The organism is Luteococcus sp. H91 (genome assembly GCF_038433135.1).
Classification (GTDB): domain Bacteria; phylum Actinomycetota; class Actinomycetes; order Propionibacteriales; family Propionibacteriaceae; genus Luteococcus.
The window spans coordinates 24235-42141 of record NZ_JBCDMV010000030.1 but is presented as its reverse complement, the minus strand read 5'-3'; the positions used below and the strand labels follow the sequence as shown (position 1 = coordinate 42141).

Annotated in this window: 9 protein-coding genes; 3 read left to right on the top strand and 6 right to left on the bottom strand. The window is 71.4% G+C overall.

The window, feature by feature from the left end:
• From AAEX57_RS14195 to AAEX57_RS14185, 3 genes are read right to left on the bottom strand one after another with little or no spacing between them, the layout of a single operon-like run.
• Positions 1–843, bottom strand: coding sequence for a PP2C family protein-serine/threonine phosphatase (locus AAEX57_RS14195; protein WP_342093001.1), 843 nt, complete (start codon positions 841–843; stop codon positions 1–3).
• A gap of 46 nt (positions 844–889) precedes the next feature.
• Complete coding sequence (gene ligD / locus AAEX57_RS14190) at positions 890–1795, bottom strand: non-homologous end-joining DNA ligase (RefSeq protein WP_446721174.1); 906 nt, start codon at positions 1793–1795, stop codon at positions 890–892.
• A 47-nt stretch (positions 1796–1842) separates the two neighbouring features.
• Complete coding sequence (locus tag AAEX57_RS14185) at positions 1843–2046, bottom strand: cold-shock protein (RefSeq protein WP_342093000.1); 204 nt, start codon at positions 2044–2046, stop codon at positions 1843–1845.
• Positions 2047–2181: 135 nt separating this feature from the next.
• Between AAEX57_RS14185 and AAEX57_RS14180 the strand changes: the two genes are divergently transcribed.
• Genes AAEX57_RS14180 through nudC form a run of 3 tightly spaced genes read left to right on the top strand, consistent with a single transcriptional unit; the run spans position 2182 to position 9489 of the window.
• Positions 2182–5373 carry an ATP-dependent helicase gene (locus tag AAEX57_RS14180; protein WP_342092999.1) on the top strand — a complete coding sequence of 1064 codons (3192 nt, stop codon included), beginning with the start codon at positions 2182–2184 and terminating at the stop codon, positions 5371–5373.
• On the top strand, positions 5370–8591 hold the full coding sequence (locus tag AAEX57_RS14175; RefSeq protein WP_342092998.1) for a UvrD-helicase domain-containing protein: 3222 nt from the start codon (positions 5370–5372) through the stop codon (positions 8589–8591). The genes AAEX57_RS14180 and AAEX57_RS14175 overlap by 4 nt, the downstream gene beginning before the upstream one ends.
• Before the next feature lie 10 nt (positions 8592–8601).
• A complete protein-coding gene (gene nudC / locus AAEX57_RS14170) occupies positions 8602–9489 on the top strand; it encodes an NAD(+) diphosphatase (RefSeq protein WP_342092997.1) in 888 nt (295 codons plus the stop codon).
• 15 nt (positions 9490–9504) lie between these two features.
• Here nudC and recD read toward each other — a convergent pair whose 3' ends face one another.
• Genes recD through AAEX57_RS14155 form a run of 3 tightly spaced genes read right to left on the bottom strand, consistent with a single transcriptional unit; the run spans position 9505 to position 17887 of the window.
• Positions 9505–11361, bottom strand: a complete 1857-nt coding sequence (gene recD / locus AAEX57_RS14165; protein WP_342092996.1) for an exodeoxyribonuclease V subunit alpha — start codon at positions 11359–11361, stop codon at positions 9505–9507.
• The gene (locus AAEX57_RS14160) at positions 11358–14714 is read right to left on the bottom strand and encodes a UvrD-helicase domain-containing protein (protein ID WP_342092995.1); all 3357 of its coding nucleotides are present in this window, start codon (positions 14712–14714) and stop codon (positions 11358–11360) included. The genes recD and AAEX57_RS14160 overlap by 4 nt, the downstream gene beginning before the upstream one ends.
• Positions 14711–17887, bottom strand: a complete 3177-nt coding sequence (locus tag AAEX57_RS14155; RefSeq protein WP_342092994.1) for an exodeoxyribonuclease V subunit gamma — start codon at positions 17885–17887, stop codon at positions 14711–14713. The genes AAEX57_RS14160 and AAEX57_RS14155 overlap by 4 nt, the downstream gene beginning before the upstream one ends.
• Positions 17888–17907: the final 20 nt, after the last annotated feature.

Sequence of the window (17907 nt, the reverse complement as noted above, 5' to 3'; positions counted from 1 at the left end):
CTACCCGTTGTCGGCAAGCGTGCCGTCCCCGACGCGGGTCAGGGCGACGGTGATGTTGTCCCGGCCGCCCTGCTGGTTGGCCCAGCCGACCAGCGCCTCCACGGTGGCCGCCACCTGCTGCTGGCAGTCGGCGGCGGTGCGCAGCACCAGATCGCGCATCTCATCCTCTGCGGAGCAGTAATTCCACAGCCCGTCGCTGCAGATCATCAACCAGCCTGCGCCGGGGGAGTCGATGGTGGCCTGGCGAGGGGTGACGTCGGCGCTCTCGGGCCCGAGCCAGCGGGTGATGGCGTGCGCCTGGAAGCTGCGTTCGGCTTCCTCCCGGCTCATCCCGAGCTCGATCCGGGCCTGCGCCAGGGAGTCGTCGACGCTGAGGATCTGCGCCTGGCCGTCGTCCCCGATCCAGTAGCCACGGCAGTCGCCGACATTCCCGACGGTGATCCGGCCATCATTGAGCACCGCGCCGATCAGTGTGCAGGAGCCCGGCTCCGGGCCGGGGCCCTCGCTGGCCAGCACCGCACCATTGGCCTGGTGGAAGGCGGCCGTCAGGCCCGCCTGCACCTGCTCCGCCGTCGCATGCGGCTCCTCGCGCAGCATCGCCACCAGGGATGCCGAGGCGACCTCCGCCGCCAGCGCCGCCGACAGCTCGGAGCCGAGCGAGGTGGAGACCCCGTCGCTGATCACCAGCACCGCCAGCGGACCATGCGCGGTCTCGCGGCCGGCCAGCGCCAGGGCGTCCTGATTGGTCTCGTGCCGTTGTCCCCGATCGCTGCAGCCTGCCAACCACGGCAGGGGTTGCAGCGTGTAATGGTCTCGCTCCGGACCTGCCGGCTGCTCTGTCATGGGGGTTAGTCCACCATGCGGTGGGCCGATGGTGCCAGTCACGGGTTCAGATGTCGCTGCGGGCCGGTGGCAGCGGGGCCGCGAGCGCGGGATCGAGCAGGTCGGCCCACAGGTCGCCGTGCTGTTCGACGCGGTGCAACACCTCGTCGGCGCGGAACTGCAGCGCATCGGGGGAGTCCACCGCGGCCACCTCATCCCAGGTCAGCGGCGTGGAGACCGACTCGAAGGCACGGGCACGCAGCGAATAGGGTGCGATGGTGTTGCGCGCTGCCTGGTTCTGCAGATGGTCGACGAAGATCCGGTTGGGGCGTTCCTGCTTGGCCATCACCGCCACGAAGGTCTCGGGATGGCGCGCGGCCAGCTGGATGGCCAGTGACCGGACATAGCCGGCCACCCGCTGCCACGGTGTGGGCTCGATCGCAGCGAAGATCTGCAGGCCCTTGTTGCCGGAGGTCTTGACGAAGGGCACCAGGCCGTCGCCCGCCAGCTCGGTGGCCACCATCATCGCGGCGCGGCAGGAATCGACGATGGTGGTGCCCGGCCCCGGATCCAGGTCCAGGACGACGCGATTGCTGCGCACCAGGTTCTGCGCGTCGAGCCTGATCGTCCTGCTGGGAGAACCGGGGCCACCGGCCAGGTCCTGGACCCGCCATTGGGGGGTGTGCAGTTCCAGGGCGGCCAGGTTCGCCAGCCAGACCAAGGTGGCGGGCGAGTCGGCCAAGGGGTAGCTGATCGGCACGTCGGAGGCGTCGACCAGTTGCGTCGTGACCCACTCGGGGGCGCCGTTGGGCAGGTTCTTCTCGTAGAAGGACTCCGCTGACGCCCCTTGTGGAAAGCGCTTGCGGGTCAGGCAGCGGCCCTCGAGATGGGGCAGTGCCACCGAGGCGATCCGCAGCTGGTAGTCGATCACCTCGGCCTTGGTGAAGCCGGTGTCGAAGAGCTGCCGATCCAGATTGGTGAGGCTGAGGCTGCGGCCGTCAACCTCCGTCAGCAGCTGGCTCAGAGCGGGCGGACGTGATCGGCCTGCTGGCCCTTGGGGCCCTGCACCACGTCGAACTCGACGGGCTGACCCTCATCCAGCGAACGGAAGCCCGAGGACTCGATCGCGCTGTAGTGCACGAAGACGTCCTCCTGGCCGCCGTCGACGGCGATGAAGCCGAAGCCCTTCTCCGCGTTGAACCACTTGACGGTGCCGGTTGCCATGCTGTTCTCCCTTGATGGAACTTGGTTGCTCCAGCCTGTCACAGATTCCGGTTGAGGCACACCCACCCGGGGGGGGGGAGTGCCCGCATCGGGTGGCGGGCGAAAAATGTCAGAGGGCTCTGATTGCATGTTCCCGTGGCAGATCGCAGCTTCATCCTGGTTCCTCCCGTCGCCTCCGACGGGCAGCGCGTCGTGCTCGACGACGCCCAGCAGCGGGTGGTGGACACCGCCCGGCAAGGTGGCGCGCCGTTGCTGGTGGTGGGCGGGCCGGGCACGGGAAAGACCAGCACCCTGGTGGAATCCGTCGCGGCCCGTGCCGTCGACGGTGACCTGAGCCGGCACCTTGTGCTGACCTGGTCCCGGCCCGCCGCCCAGGAGCTGCGCGCCCGGCTGGTGCGGCGCGTCGGGCGTAGTCAGGTGGCGCCGAAGGTGATGACCATCCACGGCTTCTGCCATGCGCTGCTGCGTCGCTTCAGCGATCCGGAACTGGTGGGGCAGGTGAAGCTGCTGACCGCCCCCGAGCAGGAATTCCGGGTGCGGGAACTGCTGGCCGGGCACGACACCACCGGTTGGCCCGATGACCTGCTGGCCGCCGCCGGAACCCGCGGCTTCGCCACCGAGGTGCGGGCCGTGCTGGCCCGGACCCGCCAGCTGGGGATGGATCCGGCGCAGGTGGCCGACGCGGGCCGGGCGGCCGGCCGTCCGGAGTGGGTGGCGGTCGGCACCTTCTACGACGCCTATCTGGACGTGTTGGACGCCGAGGGCAGCCTGGACTATTCCGAGCTGGTGCACCGCACGCGGCTGTTGCTGCTGGATGAGCAGGTGCGCAGCAGCGTGGCCGCGGAGCTGGAGAGCGTGCACGTCGACGAGTTCGCCGAATGCGACCCGTCGCAGATCGCCCTGCTGGCTGATCTTGCCGAGCTGGGCCTGGGGCTGGTGGCCTTCGCAGACCCGAGTACCACCGTCTTTGCCTTCCGCGGGGCGGACCTGCGGAGCGTGACCGACTTTGCCCGGACCTTCGGCCGCGCGGGCGTCACGCCCGAGCGGATCGAGCTGCTGACCAACCACCGCAACTCCCGGGAGGCGACCAAGGCCTGCTCGCTGGTGGCCGCTCGGCTGCCCCGCAATGGCGCAGCACACGGCCAGCAGCCCCGTGAGGGGGCGCCGAAGGGGGCGGTGCGTGCCCGGGTCTACGAGAGCTTCGGATCGATGCTGGAGCACGTGGCCGAGGTGCTGCGTCAGGCCCACCTGGAAGGGGGGCTGGCCTGGCAGGAGATGGCGGTGATGACCCGCTCAGGGCGGGGCGACCTGCCCGCCCTGACCCGCGGCCTGAGCGCCGCCGGGGTACCGGTGGAGGTGGCCGGCGACGAGATTGCCCTGGCCGAGGAGCTCGCCGTCCGTCCGCTGCTGCTGGGCCTGGAGCTGGCCGCCGATCTGGCCGCCGGGCGCGAGGTTGACCCCGACGAGGTGGCCCGGCTGCTCCGCTCACCACTGGGCGGGCTGGACAGCCTGGCGCTGCGCCGGCTGGGACGGCTGCTGCGCTCGCGGGAACTGGGGCTGGACAGTCGGCCGTCGGGCCAGCTGGTGGCCGAGTTGGTCACCAACCCGGCTGTGGGCGCCGGGCTGGCGGGGGAGGACGGCACGCTCCCCGCCGAGGCCCGAGCGGCGGTGGCCCTGGGTGAGCTGCTGGCCCAGGTGGGCGGTGTGATCTCGCGTGGCGGCACCGCCCAGGTGGCGCTGTGGCAGCTGTGGAGCGGTACCCGCTGGCCCCAGCTGCTGCGCCAGCAGGCGCTGGCCGGCGACGACGGCTCGGGCCGGGCGCACCGGGACATGGATGCGGTGTGCGCGCTCTTCGATCTGGCAGCACGCGAATCCCAACTGATGGGGGACAAGGGAGTTCGCGCGCTGGTGGCGGAGGTGTCCGGGCAGCAGATCCCCGCCGACAATTCCCGCGAGTCAGACCTGCAGGACCGCGGCGTCCGGCTGGTCACTGCCCACCGGGCCAAGGGCGAACAGTGGCCGCTGGTGGTGGTCGTCGGCGTGCAGGAGGGCAGCTGGCCCAACCTCACCCGGCGCGGCACCCTGCTGGAGCCTGACCGGATCACCCCCGACGGGGTGCTTCCGCCCAGCCCCACCAGCGGCGTGCTGGCCGAGGAGCGGCGGCTCTTCCACCTGGCCTGCAGTCGGGCCAGTGACACGCTGGTGGTCTGCGCCGTCGAGGGCGTGGAGGGGGAGGGCGACCAGCCGTCGCGCTTCCTGGGCGAGCTGGGGGTTGAGGTGGAGCACGTGCTGGGGCGCTCCCGGCGGGCGATGACCCTGCCCGCGCTGGTGGCCGAGCTGCGCCGGGTCAGCACCGACCCCACCCAGGCCCCGGACCTGCGGGAGGCGGCGGCGGCCCGGCTGGCCCGGCTGGCCGACGAGCGTGATGCCGCCGGCCGTGCCCTGGTGCCCAGCGCGAACCCGGGCAGTTGGTGGGGGGTCAGCGACTACTCGCGGGCGGAGCAGCCGGTGGCCGAACCCGGCGCGCCCATCAGCCTGTCGGGATCCCAGGTGGAGGCGCTGTTGGACTGCCCCCGGCAATGGTTCCTGGCCAGGCAGGCCCGGGCGGAGGCGCAGCGCGGCAGCGCGGCGTCGCTGGGCTCGGTGGTGCACGTGCTGGCCCAGCATGCGATGAGCGATGACCTGGCGGCCGACGAGATGGCCGAGCACCTGGACGAGGTGTGGCAGCAGATCCGCTTCGATGCGCAGTGGTTGTCCTCCTCGGAGCGGGTGGAGGCCGAATCGGCCCTGGAACGCTTCACCGCCTGGGCCGAGGCCGCCGAATCCCGCGAGGTGCTGGGGGTGGAGGTGGCCTTCACCACCCGGATCGAGGTGGACGGGGAAGTGGTGGAGGTCCGCGGCAGCGTCGACCGGCTGGAACGCGACTCGCAGGGACGGTTGCGGATCGTCGACTTCAAGACCGGCCGGCATGTGCCGACCCAGGCCCGGGTGGACCAGATGGACCAGCTGGGGCTCTACCAGCTGGCCGCGCAGCAGGGCGCCTTCGACCACCTGGCGCCCGGTGAGCGGCGGGTCGGTGGGGCGGAACTGGTCTACTTGCGCAAGCAGGACGGGCAACTGCCGTGGCCCAAGGTGCTCAGCCAGCCGCCGCTGGACGAGGCGCCCCCGGTCGAGGGGCATCCAACCTGGGTGCACGAGCACCTGGCGCGGGCCGCCCGGACCATTCGCGACGAGGATTTTCCCGCCAGCCGGTGCGAGCGCTGCCAGTTCTGCCCCTTCGCTCTCAGCTGCCCCGCAACCCGCACCGCCGAGGAGGTCGTCCAGTGAGCATCACCCCCATCCCCAGCCCGCGTCGGCTGCTGCGCAGCACCGACGAATTGTGCGAGGCGCTCGGCATTCCCTTCTCCGACGAGCAACTCGCGGCGATCACCGCCCCGCTCGGCCCCGCCGTGATCATCGCCGGTGCCGGCTCGGGCAAGACCACCGTGATGGCCGCCCGGGTGGTCTGGCTGGTCGGCACCGGTCAGGTGGCGCCGCAGCAGGTGTTGGGGCTCACCTTCACCCGCAAGGCCGCCGCCGAGCTGGGGCTGCGGGTGCGTTCTGCCCTGGTCACCGCCGGGGTGCTGGAGGCCGACGGGGAGGATGCCGATGGTGAAGAGGTGATCATGACCTATGACTCCTTCGCCGCCCGGCTGGTCAACGAGCACGGCCTGCGGATCGGCGTAGAGACCGACCCGCTGATGCTGACCGGCGCCTCCCGCTACCGGCTGGCCTCCCGGGTGGTGGCCAACACCCCCGGACCCTTCGAGCACATCTCCCGGCTGCGCCCGGCCAGCGTCACCGACCGGGTGCTGCGGCTGGACGCCGACATGTCCTCCCACCTGGCCACCCGGGAACAGATCATCACCCACGCCGACGACTTCCTGGCCCATCTGGCGCAGGCACCTTTGAACAACCGCGGCAATCCCTATGCCGCCGTCAAGGCCGCCGAGGCCAACAGCCGGGAAAGGGTGGAACTGCTGGAGCTGGTGGCCGGCTACCAACAACTCAAGCGGGAACTGGGCCTGGTGGAATTCGCCGACCAGATGGCCGTGGCGGCCCGGTTGGTGCAGCGGGTGCCCGCGGTCTCCGCCGCGCTGCGGCAACGCTTCAGCGTGGTGCTGTTGGACGAGTACCAGGACACGTCGTCGGCCCAGGCCCAACTACTGCGCGGGCTCTTCGGCCGTGGTCACGCCGTGACCGCCGTCGGGGATCCCTTCCAGGCCATCTACGGTTGGCGCGGTGCGGCGGCCAGCAACATCCTGCAATTCGCCGGTGAATTCCCCCGGGCCGACGGCAGCCCGGCCGACTCCTACACCCTGAGCGTCAACCGACGCAGCGGGCAGAAGATCCTGGACGTCGCCAATGACGTCGCCCGGGTGCTGCGCGACGACCCGCTGCTGGTGCGCGACGGGCACGAGCCGGTCCAGTTGGTGGCGCCACCGGAGAAGCCCGGCGGTGAGGTGCGGGCCGCCACCTTCGAGACCTGGCCCCAGGAGGTCCAGTGGCTGGCCGACCAGGTGGTTGCCGACGGCCGTGCCGGGGACTGGGCTCGGATCGCGGTGCTGGTGCGGCGCAATGCCGACATCGCGCCGATCTTCCGGGCGCTGACCGACCGGGACGTGCCGGTGGAGATCGTCGGTCTGGGCGGGCTGCTGCGGCTGCCGGAGATCGCCGACGTGGTGGCCACCCTCACCCTGGTCAACGACGTCACCGCCAATCCTGAGGCGGTGCGGCTGCTCACCGGCCCCCGCTGGCGGATCGGTGAACGAGACCTGGCGCTGCTGGGCCGTCGTGCGGTGGAACTCTCCCGGGAATCCCGCCCGGAACGGCCCGACGCCCCAGACCTGTATTCGGACCTGGCCGATGCGATCGCCGAGGTGGATCCCTCCGAGGTGGTCTGCCTGCTGGATGCCGTCGACAATCCGGGTGAGGCGCCCTTCAGCGAGGAGGCCAGACGGCGGTTGGCCGCCTTCAGCCGGGAGCTGGCCGGCCTGCGTCGGCATGCCGACGAGCCGGTCACCGAGCTGGTCCGACGGGTGGTGCACACCCTGGGGCTGGACGTGGAGCTCTCCGCCACGGCCGAGCTGGAGCGCACCAACCGCCGCAGCCAGCTGGCCACCTTCACCGACGCGGTGGCGGAATACACCGACGTCGATGGGGATGCCTCGCTGGCCGGGCTGCTGGCTTGGCTGGATGCCGAACTGGACCATGGTGCCGGGCTGGACCAGGCCACCCCCAGCGAGCGCAATTCGGTGAAGTTGCTCACCGTGCACCGTTCCAAGGGTTTGGAATGGGACGTGGTCTACCTGCCGTCGTTGGTGGAGGGCGTCTTCCCCTCCGATCGGGTGACCGACAACTGGACCAAGAATGCCGCGGTGCTGCCCGCCGACCTGCGCGGTGATGCCGACTCCATTCCGCAGCTGCAGGATGTCAGCAATGCCGCCTTCACCGACTACGGCAAGGAGCTCAAGGAGGCGCAGGGGCGCTCGGAGGATCGGCTGGCCTATGTGGCGATCACTCGGGCCCGGCAACAGCTGACCGCCACGGGCCACAGCTGGCGTCCCGGGCAGGCCAAGCCGCGCAAACCCGCGAACTACCTGCTCAGCGTGCTGGCCGAGGCCGAACGGCAGGGTCAGGTGCTGGCCGTGGCGCCCCCGGTGGCCGAACAGAACCCGGCGGCCCCGCCGAGCGCCCGGGTGGGCTGGCCGGTGGCCCCAGACCCGGAGGCCCAGCAGCGCCGCCTGCTGGCCGCGGAACTGGTGGACGCCGCCCGGGAACGCCGTGCCGCCACGGGCAGCTATGACGCCCCCGAAGCACTGCTCACCCTGGACCACGAGGCGATGGTGGCCCGCTGGGATGCCGAAATCGACCAGTTGCTGGCCGAGGCCCGATCGGGGGACCTGCCCGAGGTGCCGGTCCCGATGCCCGACTCGCTGTCCGCGTCGGCGCTGATGGCGGCCCGCCGGGATCCGCAGGGCTATGCCGCGTCGCTGATCCGGCCGATGCCCCGTCCGGTCTCCCCCGCGGCCAGCCTGGGTACGCGCTTCCACGAGTGGGTGGAACGACGCTTCGGGGTGGCCAGCCTGATGGATCCCGACGACTGGCCCAGCACCGAACTGACCGAATCGGACCTGGCTCTTCACCGGCTGATCAGGGCCTTCGAACAGGGCCCCTATGCCAGCCGGCAACCCGTCGCGGTCGAGGTGCCCTTCGTGCTGGTTCTGGGCAGCAGCTTGCTGCGCGGGCGGATCGACGCGGTCTACTCCACCGATCCCGAGAGCGGCTACGACTACCAGGTGGTGGACTGGAAGACCGCCAACCAGCCCAGCGACCCCACCCAGTTGGCGATCTACCGGGTGGCCTGGGCCCAGGCCCACGGGATCGACCCGGAGCGGGTGGACGCGGTCTTCCACCATGTGCTCAGCGGTGAGGTGGAAAGGCCCGAACACCTTGCCAGTGAGCAGGAACTGCGCCAGATGAGTCTGGGTCGTGCGTCGGAGTAGCCTCGGGGGCGTGACTGGACCCTGGACCCTGACGCCGCGACTCGACCGGATGGCCCCCACCCGCCACCACCACGCCGAGCTGGCGGCGCTGTGGGAATCACCGGATGCTCGGCTGCTGGTGGTGGACCCGCGCGGCGGGGTTTCCACCGAACCCTTCGGCCAGCCCACTGCCGAGGCCGGGGGCCTGCCGGGATACGACGACCAGCGCGACGTGCTGCTGGGCCGCACCACCACCGAGGGGCGGGAGCAGGTGTGGTTCGCCCGCCGCGGCGACGTGGAGCAGGGCCGCACGCTGCGCGAATCCACCTTCGAGGGAGCCGAGCTGGAGTTGGTGACCGCCGCCACCGCCGTCCTGGCCTGGCATGACTCCGCCCGCTACTGCGAACGCTGCGGTGCCGCCACCGAGATGGCTGGTGGCGGCTTCCAACGTCGCTGCACCGGCTGTGAGCGTGAGGTCTTCCCCCGCACCGATCCGGCGATGATCGTCGCGGTGCTGGATGACGAGGACCGAATCCTGCTGGGCCACCAGGCGGCCTGGCCCGAGGGGAGGGTCTCGATCCTGGCCGGTTTCCTGGAGTCGGGGGAGAGCGGTGAGCACGCCGTCGTCCGGGAGGTCTACGAGGAAGCCGGGCTGCAGGTGACCGAGGCGCGCTTCCTCTCCAGCCAGCCGTGGCCCTACCCGCGTTCACTGATGCTGGGTTTCGTCGCCCGGGCGCACGGCGAGATCCGCGTCGACGAGCAGGAGATCGCCTGGGCGCAGTGGTATTCCCGCACTGAACTGGACGCGGCAATCGAGGATGGCCTGACCCTGCCGGGTCAGGGGTCGATCGCCGGCCGGATCATCGGCGCGTGGCGGGCCGGGGAGCTCCCGGCGCCGGAGGGCGCGCTGCGGATCTGACGTCGATCCACCCGGTCACCAGCCGCGGCCCAACCCCGAGGCCCGCACCGCGGGGGTCTCGATTGCCTTGCGGACGGCGTCGGCCTCGCCGATCAGCCGGACCCCCTCACTGGCCCGGGTGACCGCCGTGTAGAGCAGTTCCCGGGTGAGCAGCGAGGACTCGGCCGGCGGCAACACCACCGTGACCCGCTTGAACTGGCTGCCCTGAGCCTTGTGCACCGTCATGGCGTGCAGGCTGGTCACCGCGTCCAGCAGGAAGGGGGAGAAGAGCCGCGCCTGATGGCTGGTGCCGACGGCGGCCCGGGCACCCTGCGGGCTGCTCACCACCACCCCGGAATCGCCATTGGAGAGTTCCAGGTCACGCAGGTTCTGGGTGATCAGCAGCGGTCGTCCGACATACCATTCGCCGTCGGTGCCGTAGTCGTCGATCTGGGAACGCAGCGCATCCTCCACCATCCGGCCCCAGCGGGAGACGCCCCAGCGGCCCTCCCGGTGGGCGCACAGCACCCGATGGGAATCCAGCTCCGCCAGCGCCTCGACGACGTTCCCGGCGACCGCCGCCGCGTGCACCTTGGTACCGGATTCCAGAACCTGTCGTCGAACCGTAGGCAGGTCGTCCAGCTGCAGGCCGCCGGCATTGGTGTCCACCAGCTCCACGTCGCCGCCGGTGGCGAGCCGGTCCAGCGCCAGATCGGCGTCGCCGGTGCGGATCGCCTCCGCCAGGGCCGCGATGCCGGGCCCGAATCGCCAGGTGTGGGTGAGTTCGGTGACACTGCCTCGCGGGCGACGCCGGGTGGCCGACGGCAGCCCGGCGGCCCGCACCAGATCGGCCAGCACCGCGCCGGCATCCACCGAGGTGAGCTGGTTGGGATCACCCACCAGCACCAGTCGGGTGTCGGGCCGCAGGGCCTCCAGCAGCCGGGCCATCAGTGGCAGCGCCACCATCGACATCTCGTCCACCACCACCACCTGACAGGGCAGGGGATTGCCCGGCCCGCGGCCGAAGCCCCGGCCTGCGCCGCGGGCGTCGAGCAGCTTGTGCAGGGTGGAGGCGGAGCTGATCTGCGGCGTGGACACCGCGGGGGGAATCGTGGCCAGCGCCTCGGCGACGGCCTGTTCCAGCCGGGCCGCGGCCTTGCCCGACGGCGCGGCCAGGGCGATCCGCAAGGGCTCCGCGGACGTGGCCTGCAGCACCGCGAGAAGTTTGGCCACGGTGGTGGTCTTGCCGGTGCCCGGCCCGCCGGCCACCACCGAGGTCCAGTTGTGGGCGGCGCGCTGGGCGGCCTCCCGCTGGTGGTCGGGTTCCCCGGCGGGCAGGCCGGTGCCGTCGAAGAGCGCGTCCAGCACCCGGGTGAGTGCGTCCTCGGCCACCGGGGGTGCGGGGCGGGCGGCGCGCTCGTCCAGCCGGGTGCGAACCGTCGTCTCCTCGGCCCAGTAGCGCTCCAGGTAGAGCAGGTCTTCCACCAGCCGCAGCGGCCGGTCATTGATCGGCACGTCGAAACCCTGCGCCACCAGCCGGGAGCCGCGCAGCGTCGCCAGCCACGGCTCCACGTCCGGCCAGGGCAGCGCATCGACGTCGGTCTCGCGGTCCGCGGCCCGGTCCAGCGCCGGGTCGAGCATGTCCGCCACCACCCGTTCCCGCACCCCGTCGAGCTGCAGGCAGACCGAGCCCAGCCGCAACGCCCGCACGGCCAGGGCCGCGGCCAGCAGCACCTGCTGGTCGGTCTCGTCGCACAACCGGCCCAGCGTCTGGGCGACGTGTACGTCCGACGGCGACAGCACCCCGGCCTTGTTGAATTGCGCCAGCAGCCCCGTGGCGGAGAGTACCTCGCTGGCGGTGGGTGGGGTGGCCGGGGGGGTGGGTGCGTTCATCGTGCGCCTCCGATCAGGTCCGAACAATGGGTCACCAGGGTGGCCGACGGCAGCCAGGTGAAGACCCCGCATGGCATGCCGTCCACGACGGGGGTCTGCGGACCCGCCATGCCTCGGACGAAGAGGTAACCCACCCCGCCCAGGTGCACCTCGGGCCGATAGCCCGGCAGCCGCCAGGCCAGGAAGCGGTGCAACGCGACGCAGTAGAGCAGCGCCTGCAGCGGGTAGTGCGCCTCGATCATCGCCAGCCGCATCGGCTCGGGTGTGTAGTGCCGGCAGCCGAGCTCTTCCCCCTCGGCCACCGGGATTCGGTTGGTCTTGTAGTCCACCACCCAGAAGCGCTGATCGCCGTGTTCACCGGTGGTGCGCAGAACGGCGTCGATCGATCCGGTGAGGAAGCCGTTGAGCGACTTGTCCGCCACCCCGCTGGCCGCCAGATGCGCACCGTAGCGGGCGGCGAAGGCGTCCCCGCCGGTCAGGACCTCGTCCTGCAGGGCCGTGGCCAGGTCGCGCAGGGTGGCGGCGCGACGGCCGGAGCCCATCGGCAGCTCGAAGTCCAGCTCGGCCAAGCGGTCCACGGGCCGGATGTTCCGCAGCCGCAGCCCGTCGGCAACCGTTCCCAGCGGGGTGTCGAGAACCTCCAGCAACCCCTCCACCAGTGCGTCCGGATCCAGCCCGGACACCGGTAACCGGGCGGCCAGATGGGCGGCGTGCCCGGCCAGCTCCGCGCGCAGGTCGGCAGCGGTGGTGTCGGTGACTTCCAGCACCCCGTGCACCAGACTGCCGAACTGGGTGCCACCCGGCAGCGGCGCCAGCGCAGAGACCGGCGACGGTTCGTCGGCCCGGGCCTCGACGGCCGTGTCGACCGGTGCCTCGGTGGGGAACAGGTCGCCCTCCACCTCGTCCACCTCCACCGGCAGCGGCGCGGTGCTGCGCTGGCCGTGCACTTCACTGGTGAGCCCGGAATAGGAGGTGCGCCGCCAGCTGTGGTCGATGCCGCGGGTGAACCGGCGGGCGGACATCCCGGGATTGCGTTCCTCACGGGGTTGCCACGTGCGCTGCGGCTGCGGCTCGGCCCGGACCAGTTCCACCAGGGTGGGGTCGATGCTGGGCAGGACGCACGGGTCGCTGGGCAGCTCGTGGGTCAGGTCCGGGGTGCCGCCCGGGATCCGTGGGCCGTGCAGCAACCGGTGCAGCGCCGAACCCTCGGTATTGGCCTTGGTGGGGGCCCACCACATCACCAGCCGGGACTTGGCGCGGGTCATCGCCACGTACAGGGTGCGCAGGCTCTCGGCGCGCTCCTGTTCCATCCGCTGCCGCTGCCGGTGTGCCCAGCCGGCGTCGACGCCGACGTCCAGCACCCGTCGCCCGTCCAGGTGCAGCACGCTTGGCTCACCCTGCCGCGGTTCCCGGGGCGCCTCGTTGGCGGCCTCGGGCAGCAGCACGATCGGGAATTCCAGCCCCTTCGCGCCGTGGATGGTCATGATCTGCACACAGGAGGTGTCGGTCTCCAGCCGTCGGGTGCGGTCGTCGTCCTTGGTGCGCCGTGCCTCGGCGATCCGGTCGGAGAGCCACTCGGCCAACGCCAGTGGCCCCAGTTGGTGGCGCACCGCGGCGTCGTTGAGCAGCTGCGAGATGTGCCGCACGTCGGTCATCACCCGTTCACCATCGGGGCGGGTGAGCAGCCGTCGATACAGGTCGGTCTGGTCACACAGCGCCTCGAAGACCGCGGAGACGCCCTGGGCCACCAGCGTGCGGCTCAGGGTCTTGATCTGCACCGCCAGCTCGGCCATGGTGCGTCCGGCCGCGGTCTCGCCCCGGTCAGCGACGGCGCGGGCCAGCTCGGTCTCGCTCCAGCCGATCAGGCAACTCAGGGCGGCCCGCTTCATGGCCTGCGCCGACGGCTCCACCAGTGCCTTGAGCAGGTGCAGCCAGGCCAGTGCCGCCTCGCTGGACATCACCGTCGCCGCGCCGCCGAAGACCGCCTTCACCCCGGCGGCCTCCAGCGCGCGCTTGACCTGTTCCCCGCGCCAGTTGGAGCGCACCAGCACCGCGATGTCCTGCGGCCGCACGGCCTTGCCCTCGATGCTCCAGCCGTCGCTGAGCAGCGCGACCACCTGGTTCACCAGGTCGGCGTCGACGGCCCTGGCGCCGGCGGTGGCACCGAACTGGCCACGCGGCGGGCCGGCCACACAGCGCACCTGCACCGCCGGGCAGGGTGCGGGGCCGGTGATCCGGGCACCCCGGTGGGCGGCGTCGACCGGCCGGGGGATGATCTGTTGCGAACCCATCGCCACCCCGCCGAAGACCTCCAGCACGCCCCGCACGATCGGCTCGTCGCTGCGGTGGTTGGTGGGCAGGGTGAAGACCTGCTCGGCGTGCCGCACCGCATCCAGATAGGCATTCACATCCGCGCCGCGGAAGGCATAGATCGCCTGCTTCGGGTCGCCGATCAGCACCACGATGCTGCGCCCGACGAAGGCGTGCTGGACGATCTCCCACTGGGTGGGGTCGGTGTCCTGGAATTCGTCGATCAGCACCAACCGGTATCGGCTGCTGAGGGCCTCCGCGGCCAGCTCACCGGTCACGGGATCGGTCAGGGCGTCGCGCAGTCGCCGCACCATGTCGTCGAAGGTGTAGACCCCGGCCCGGCGCTTGCGCTGCTCGAACTGGCGGCGGACCTCGGCGGCAAAACCCACCCGGTCCGCGGACAGTCCCCGCGCCTCCACCGGCACCAGATCCGCGTCGGGCTCCCGCAGGGCCGCCCGTCCCACCTCCGCGAAGCGGGCGAAGGTGGCCAGCTTGCCCGGTGCGGCATCCGCGCCGTTCACCTCGCGCCCCAGATAGACGTCGTGCACCACCTGCTCTGCCAGGTCGTCCACATTCTCCGCAAACCGAGTGGTGTGGTCGTGATCCACCAGCAGCCCCAGCCCGGTCAGCATCCGGGCGCAGAACTCGTGGGTGGTGGCGATGGTGGCCGCGTCGATCTCGCCCAGCGCCGACTGGATCCGGTTGCGTCGGGTGAGCACCTCGGCTCGGGGCGCCGAGGCCAGGTACCGGTCGACCTCGTCCGCGGGCTGCACGCCGTCGCTCAACCAGGCATCCAGAGCCGCGAGGGTCTCGCGCAGCCGGGCGTAGACCCGGTGACGCAGTTCCCCCGTGGCGGCCCTGGAGAAGGTGACCATCATGATCTGGTCCAGGGTGAAGGCACCCTCGGCCAGGTAGCGGACCGCCAGCGCGGTGATGGCATAGGTCTTGCCGGTGCCGGCGGAGGCCTCCAGGACGCAGGTGCCGGTGGGCAGCGGGCCGCACAGGTCGAAGGCGGTCATCTCGGCGGCGGTGGTGCTGGTCATCGCAGGTTCCCCACGCTCAGGTGCTCGCGCAGCGGCGTGAACAACCAGTCGGACAGGTTCTCGAAACGGGAGGGGCCCGGCACCCCGGGATCGCCGGGCTCGGCCGGAATCCGGCGCAGACCGTCGAATTCCCGGGGCAGGAAGCGTGCCCAGTCGGCATCGTGCTCGAACGTGAATTCCCGGGCTGCCTGCTGCTCCGGGTCGTGATCCCGGTAGGGGCGCAGCGGGGTGGCTCGCTGCAAGGTGGCGGCGGCCTTGACCGGCAGGGGCACCAGACGGGTCAGCCCCTGGGAGCGCAAGGCGGCCAGTTCCGCCAACGTCGTGGCGCACCAGTCCGACGGCGGGGCCGTCAGGGTGGCGACGGCATCTCGTCCGATGTGCACGGCCCGCCAGCCCACCGTCGGGGCGGGCCGGCTGGCGGTCAGCAGCAACAGTTCGAACCACGCCTGCAGCAGGTGGGTGGCATTGGTGCGGGAGAACGCGAGGCTGACGATGCTTGCGTCGTGGACCCGCACCCGGCCGGTCAGCGTGCCCAGCTGCCCAGCCAACGGCAGTTCACAGTCCAGGTCTTGTGGCTCACCGGTGCGCTCCCGGGCCGCGGTGGCAACCACCTTGCCCACCACCGGCCCGATCTTGTTCAGCGTGCGGCTGCCGAGCTGACCGGGCGGCAGTTGACCGCGGAGCCGTTCCGCATTGCCCACCTGGCCGGGATCCAGCCCTTCCAGGGTGAGCCGCACCATGCGGTCGCCGATGGCCCATTCCTCCAGACCATTGGGTTCGATCGGCAATTCGTCGGCCAGTTGATCGCCCCAGTCACCCATGCTCACCCCGAGCTGGCGGCGCAGCAGTTCCCGCGCCGGGTGCTTGTAGAAGTTCAGCAGCGCGGTCAGGTCCAACCCGTCGGTCTCGGTGCCCGGCGACGGGAAAGTGGTCTGCCACAGCGGGACGACGGGCTCGGCCGGTTTGCCCAGCAGGAGCTCGCGTGCCTGGGCGCCGGCCAGGGCAGCAGCGTCGAAGCTGGCGGGCGGCTGTCGATCGTCGGCCAGGAAGTTCTTGCTGGACTGGGGTTGAAGGCTGTGCTCGAATTCCCGCAGCACGCCCGCGGCGGTGGCCGCCTCGGCCAGGTCCACCACCGCGACGGGCCGGGGAACCTTCTCATTGGTGCGCGGGGTGAAGCCCTGGTGTACCACCACCAGTTTCTCCCGGGCGCTGGCGACGGCATCCAGCAGCAACTGGCGGGAGATGGCCCGAGGGTCGGCCTCCGGATCGGTGGTTGGGCCGGCCACCAGATCGTCGCCATCCAATGGCGGCCGGGCCGGGAAGCGCTGGTCGTCCAGCCCCAGCACTGCCACCACCCGGTGTGAGACCCCGCCCAGATCGTCCAGACCACAGACCAGCAGTGAGCCATTGCCGAAATTGGGCCGGCCGCGGCCGGTGCGCAGCAGCCGGTCGAAGAGCGCCTGGACGTCGCCCAGCCCCAGCAGTGCCACCCGATCGGTGGTCAGGTCGGCGAGGTCGGCGAGTTCACCGCGGGCCTGGGTCAGCTGCCAGGCATCGTCGCCCTCCGCGCCGGCCAGCAGGTCCAGTGCTTCGTGCAGCCGACCGATCCAGTCGCCGATGCTTGCCGGGTTCCGCCAGTCGGCCACCAGCTTGCGACTACGGGAGACGATCTCGGCCAAGGTGCCGGCCGCCGGAATGTCGGTGGAATCCACCTGCTCCACCGGCAGGGCCGTACCCAACCAACGCAGGGGAGTCGGCCCCATGGCGACGCCGGTCAACACCCGGTCCAGACCCGCCAGCCAGGTGGACTGGCGCACCTGCCCCAGCCCGAACTCCGCGCGGTGCCGGCCGTCCAACCCCCAGCGGATGTCCGCCTGGGCCACCAGCCGCGCAATGCGTTCCAGCTCGTCCTCGCCCAGGCCGAAGCGGGCCGCCACCGGCGCGCTGCCGCAGAGATCCACCAGATCCTGCGAGGTGGCGCGATCCCCGGCGAGCTGCAACAGCAGGCGCAGCGTCTGCAGCACCTGATTCGGTTGGGAGAGCGACGCGTCCGCCAGCTGCACCCGCAGCTGGTGACCGGGATGCAGATGCGGCCCGACCACCTCCGGATCCAGGCAGAAGGCGGCGCGCACCAATGGTGCATACAGGTCCAGATCGGTGCAGGCGACCACGATCTCCCGCGGTTCCAACGTGGGATCATCGGCCAGCAGCGTGCACAGCACCTCCCGCAGCACCTCCACCTGCCGGTCGGGCCCGTGCGAGGCGTGCACCTGCACATCGGCAGGCAGTACCGCGGGGGACGCGTTGGGAGCCACCCGGCGCACCCGGGTGGCGATCTGCTGCCAGCGCCGCAGGCCGACGGCCGACGTCTTGCCCCACAGCGAAACCAGCGGCGACTCCGCCTCCGGCGCCAACTGCCACAGGGTCACCGGCATCTGCTCGGCCAGCGCAGCCACCAGCTCCCGCTCCAGTGGTCCGCACGGAGCGGGATTCACCAGCCGCAGCAGATCATCGCCCAACAGGGAGCCGTCGTGGCTGGCGATCCGGGCGCACAGCTCGTCGTGCCGGGTCACCGGATCGGCCAGCTCCAGCCGGTCGGCCACCAACCGCCAGATCCTGGGCTGCCAGCCGGCCCGTGCCGGCAGGGGCGCACCCAGCGGATCGACCTCCCGCCCGGCATTCCAGGCGCGTACCAGGCCCGGGCTGGTCCGGCAGTAGCGCAGTAGCAACCGGGCAATCCGGTCAGCGGTGGCCAGGCGTCGTCCGGGGCGCTGTTCCGCCTGACCCAGGTGATTGCGGATCGGCGTGAACCAGGCTTGGTCGCCCACCTCGTCCATCACGTCGAGCACCGCCAGGGCAAGACCTCGCGGCCGCCACGGATCACTGCCGGCATCCAGCCCCAGCAGCGCATGCTCCAGCTGGCGTCGCACCGCCCGCAGCCCGACGAAGTCCACCCCGGCGCTGATCCCCGCATCGCCGCTGGCCAGCGCCTGGGAGAGCGCCCGGCGGGTGGCCGGGGCATCCACCACCACCAGTCGGGACGCGAAGGGATCAGCCAGGGGCGCCGCCAGATCGGCGCAGACATTGACGGACAGGGATTCCCAGTCCGGGCACAGCACCAACTGCAGGCCAGCCGGCGCCGCAGTGGTCAGGGGATTCGGGAGCTCGTTCATGGTGCCTCCCACACTAGGGC